The 4,182-nt window shown below is 47.9% G+C and carries 3 protein-coding genes and 1 pseudogene; all 4 read right to left on the minus strand.

Going from position 1 to position 4,182, the window contains the following annotated elements:
- Window positions 1-889: pseudogene (locus BGO59_RS24800) on the minus strand (oxidoreductase); the annotation flags it as partial.
- A complete protein-coding gene (locus BGO59_RS24805; RefSeq protein WP_099076911.1) occupies window positions 870-1,454 on the minus strand; it encodes a hypothetical protein in 585 nt (194 codons plus the stop codon). The pseudogene BGO59_RS24800 and the gene BGO59_RS24805, both read right to left, overlap by 20 nt.
- A 56-nt stretch (window positions 1,455-1,510) precedes the next feature.
- On the minus strand, window positions 1,511-3,313 hold the full coding sequence (locus BGO59_RS24810) for an alpha-amylase family glycosyl hydrolase (protein WP_099076910.1): 1,803 nt from the start codon (window positions 3,311-3,313) through the stop codon (window positions 1,511-1,513).
- 51 nt (window positions 3,314-3,364) lie between these two features.
- Window positions 3,365-3,754, minus strand: coding sequence for a DUF6799 domain-containing protein (locus BGO59_RS24815; protein ID WP_180270104.1), 390 nt, complete (start codon window positions 3,752-3,754; stop codon window positions 3,365-3,367).
- Between the last annotated feature and the right edge of the window lie 428 nt (window positions 3,755-4,182).

Genomic DNA, 4,182 nt, shown 5'->3' on the forward strand with positions numbered 1-4,182 from the left:
ATGTCTTAACGTTGGACGTTTCGTCAAATATTTCGGTTACTAGCAACGTACCAGACCATGAATTAGGCTTAGAAGGCGCAATGTCAGGGTTAACGGCTGAAACGGGAGTTAGTAAGGTCGTTGTTGTTGGTATGGCATCTGATGCCGGTGCGGGGGTTTCCGGCGAAATACCGGCCAGTTTCGCTACGAGTGCGTTGGCCCGCTTCATTTTCTGAATATACAGGCCCACCACGGCCACGACAAACAGGGCCAGTGACAACATGGTGATGTAATGAAACCACGATAGCCCGAAGAATCCATGCGGTTGTTCAATGGCTTCCACAGGCAGCAAATTCATCTGCTGTTTGAACCACGATAGGGCTGTTATGCGGGGGTCAGTTCCCTCCGCCAGCGTTCGTTGAGCGGCTAATCCACTTTTAAGCAGAGATTGTCCTTGATGGATCTGCTCCATGGCCGTCTGAGCGGACGCCTGGTTCTGTGCTTCAGTAGCTGACTTTAGGGCTTGCAGGCCCGACGTTAAGAGACTGTTACCATCACGAATGCGTTCGTTGGCAAATTGCCCAAGAGCATCTCGTTGGGCAGGGTCGAGTGGTGCCTGCATCATTGATGGAAAGAGTTCTTTCGGGGGCGACTTCCCCATCTCCATCATGTTACCCATCTCATTCTCCATCCCCCCTTTCATTCCACCCTTCATACCCCCCGCCATTTTTCCGTTAGCACTGTCGGGGGCTGGGTTTGTACTCATCGACATGGGTTGGGCCGATGGCATGGTAGCCTGCTGGGGGTGGTGCTTCTGATGATCGCTTTGAGCCCAGGCTCCCCAATTAATCAGCAGCAGCACCGTACAGGCTCGGACTACAGTATAGGGCTTACATATCGTCTTTGTCATCATCCATCATCGGGGGGTCTTTCTGCATAGGGTCTTTGGAAGCTTTTTTTATTTGGGTTGCCCCCTTACTCATCATACCCATTCCTTTGTCCATCATACCCATACCTTTGCTCATAGTGGGTTGGTTCATAGACCCCATACCTTTGGCAGCCGTGTCTTTGCCCATAGTCATCACGTCCATGCCCTGGCTCATCATGCTCATGCCCTGGCCCATGGCATCCATATCATCGGCCATCGGCTGACTCGATGCCGTGGCCGACGATTTACCCATCATTTCTTTGCCCATCGCAATCATGTCCATGCCTTCATCTACCAGTTTCATACCCCGCTCCATCACAGATTTGTCATCGGCCATCTGCCCCTGATGCATCAGGTCATTGCCCGATTTGACCATATCCATGCCCCGGTGAATCATGTTCATGCCCGAATCATCGTCATGCATTACACGGTCTGTTGGAGTGGTAGCCGTCAGGGTGTCGTTGACGGATTTATTGTTGTCACGGCATCCCGTAAAAGCGGCCAAGCCAAGCAGCACCACAAACAGGGACTTAAACATTGCTTTCATGGTAAATAGAATGTTTAGTGAATGTTCCAAAATAGAAATAAAAGACGGAGCTACTTTTAGCCTGCACTTAGAATAACCAATTGCGTGGGTAGTAGCTGTACCTGAACACAACGGGGCATAGAGCTATCCAGCCCGCCTAATAGCGGAGCTTCCCCGGAAGAACCGTACAGAAAGAAAAAGCTATTAGCTCGTTTATGCAGTTCTGCATCTACAATTACGTATCCGGTCTGAATCTCGCTGCACGAGGAATTGTAAACGATTAAAACCTCCGTGTCGTGTAACATCCGACAAAAAGCGAGTAAACTTCCCGGTTCCGTTGGCAAATAAAATAACTGTCCATCCAGCGAAATCTCGCGCCAGTACATTCGACCAAATTTAAGCGCAGGTGTCTTGCGTCTGATACAAGCCAGTTGAGCAATAGCCTGATAAATAGTGCAATTTTGATTGAAGGCATTTACTCCTAAGTCCTCAGGGTTAAACATACATTCCCGAACCCAACGATCATCGGCTCCAGAACCATCAAACCCCTGTTCAGTGCCGTAATACAAACAGGGAGTCCCTAAAGCACAAAGCAAATAGCCGACGCCTGCAATAATCTGCTTATCCGTAGCACCGTAGCCGAACCGTTGTTTTACCGATTGACCTATCTGATCATGATTATCCAGAAACGTTACCAGATACTCGCCCAGCGGATGGCGATGTAGGGCCTGGTCCTGTAACTCTGCATATCGCTCAATGAGCCGGGTTGGAGAGGCCACTCCTTTGATAACCCCCTCCAGTATGTTGTACAAAGGGAAATCAAGTACTGAATCCAATCCATAGTATATATTCACATCAACGGTTGAGGTGGATTTATAAGGACCAATGTAATCTGTACACAAATGATCGGAACCCACTAACTCACCGAAAATGAAAAAATTTTTCTTACCCAACCGATAAGCATATTCCCGAACGCGATTGCAGAAGTAGTGAATAGCTTCAGGGCGTAAGTGCTTTACAGCATCGATCCGAAAGCCATCGATATCTAATTCCTGCATCCAGTAACAGTAAACTTTCGTTAATACATCGAGCACATCGGCCGCTTCAGGAGATGCGTCATTGCGAAAAGCTTTTAATCCGAAAAAATCCCCTTCCAGTGTTTCTGGGTAGGCATCAAAATTTCGAATCCTGCCTTGTCGGTTATACATGTCGGGATTACGCAATTCAACGGGTAAAGGGCGGTCGTTCCACCGCCAGTCACCGAACGGAAATCGAACACCCCGATAATGGTAAAAGGGTTCGTCGTCTGGGTAAAACCAGTTATCGCCCGAATGATGAAGAACGATGTCCAGGAATACCCGCATATCCAACTGGTGGGCGGCTTCCACCAAGTGCTCCAGCTCGTTCTGCGTACCGAAACGGGGGTCAACGGCTAAGTAATTCTGTGTGGCGTAGCCGTGGTAAGCTGTCAAGTTGTTTTCGAGAACTGGACTTAGCCAAAGCGCCGTGCACCCTAATGTGCGCACATAGTCTAAATGCTGAATGATTCCCTCGAAAGTTCCTCCGCAGAAATTCCCTAAATTTTCCGCAGTACCGAAGCCATGGGTACGTTCCTTCTGATCGGGGGCGTGCCGCAACAAAGAGTCATGAAACCGGTCGATTAAGATAAAATAAATGAATTCCTCCCGCCATTCGCGGTGGCAGTTCGGCCAGTAACGTTTACCGGGCTTCGGCTCCAGTTGAATATCCTGTACAGATCGCAGCGTAGGCAACGAATGGAATATTTGCTCACGCGAGTTCCTGTAAAACTCTGGAGACGCCAGCCTGCCATGCCTATCGCCGGTTATTGGCGTCGATGTAAACGAAGCAAGGCGGTTCATACCTCTTGAAAAATAGATTAGTGAAAATGGTCATGATACAGTTGCCGGATTTTACTCATCCTTCATGCTCTTCATCTTACTCTTTTTCTGTTTAGGCATTTTCTCGTCACCGGCATGAATCACCATTTTGCCATTTTCAATCATGCAGTGGTCGCCTTCTTTCATTTTGACAACCATGCCGTCTTTCCGCTTACAAGTACCGTCGGTCATGCACAGCGTTCCGTCGCTCATCGTCATGTCCATTGTCATGGGGGTCATCTTTCCTTGGTGAACCATCATCATCTTTCCGTTGTGCATGACCATGTACTCTTCGTGTGCTGCCTGACCCGCCTGCTTGGTCTGGCCAGTCAGAGCGTTGTGAGCCGAATGCTCACTTTGCCCGTAGGTAGTGTTAAAGGCTCCGATCAACATGAGTGTCAGAGCGAAAGTTATCTTTTTCATGGTTTTAAAAGTAACTGGTTTTAAATAGATACGATACAAAGCGGGCGTAGCTTGGAACCAACATAAGCCGACAACCCGCTATCAGGTGTTACAAACTTCCCAATTCAGACAACACGCCAGTATGAGGATAATCAGCTACACAGATGATAAATTTTAGACGTAGCCGTTCTGGGTGAAATCGGACGTGCTACGACAAATGTACCGTACTGAACATACAGCTGTCTTGTAAAATTTTGTCTCTTTTTAATTGGCTGACAGTCGGCAGGATTAGGGATTGAATGTATAAGACTTAGTGCTTTATGCGATTAGATAAAGCTCCTATTTGTTATCATAGGAGCTTTATCTAATAAAAACCTTCCCCAACCACCATCATGGCAATAATTCATGAGACCTGACGCACGTATTTCCAGACGGAGACATAATTTTTT

The organism is Spirosoma sp. 48-14, from assembly GCF_001898575.1.
In the GTDB taxonomy this organism is placed as follows: domain Bacteria; phylum Bacteroidota; class Bacteroidia; order Cytophagales; family Spirosomataceae; genus Spirosoma.

Bases quoted from the DNA above. Each gene is read 5' to 3' on its own strand.
- BGO59_RS24805 (WP_099076911.1), bottom strand. From the start codon at position 1,454: ATGAAAGCAATGTTTAAGTCCCTGTTTGTGGTGCTGCTTGGCTTGGCC.
- BGO59_RS24810 (WP_099076910.1), bottom strand. From the start codon at position 3,313: ATGAACCGCCTTGCTTCGTTTACATCGACGCCAATAACCGGCGATAGG.
- BGO59_RS24815 (WP_180270104.1), bottom strand. From the start codon at position 3,754: ATGAAAAAGATAACTTTCGCTCTGACACTCATGTTGATCGGAGCCTTT.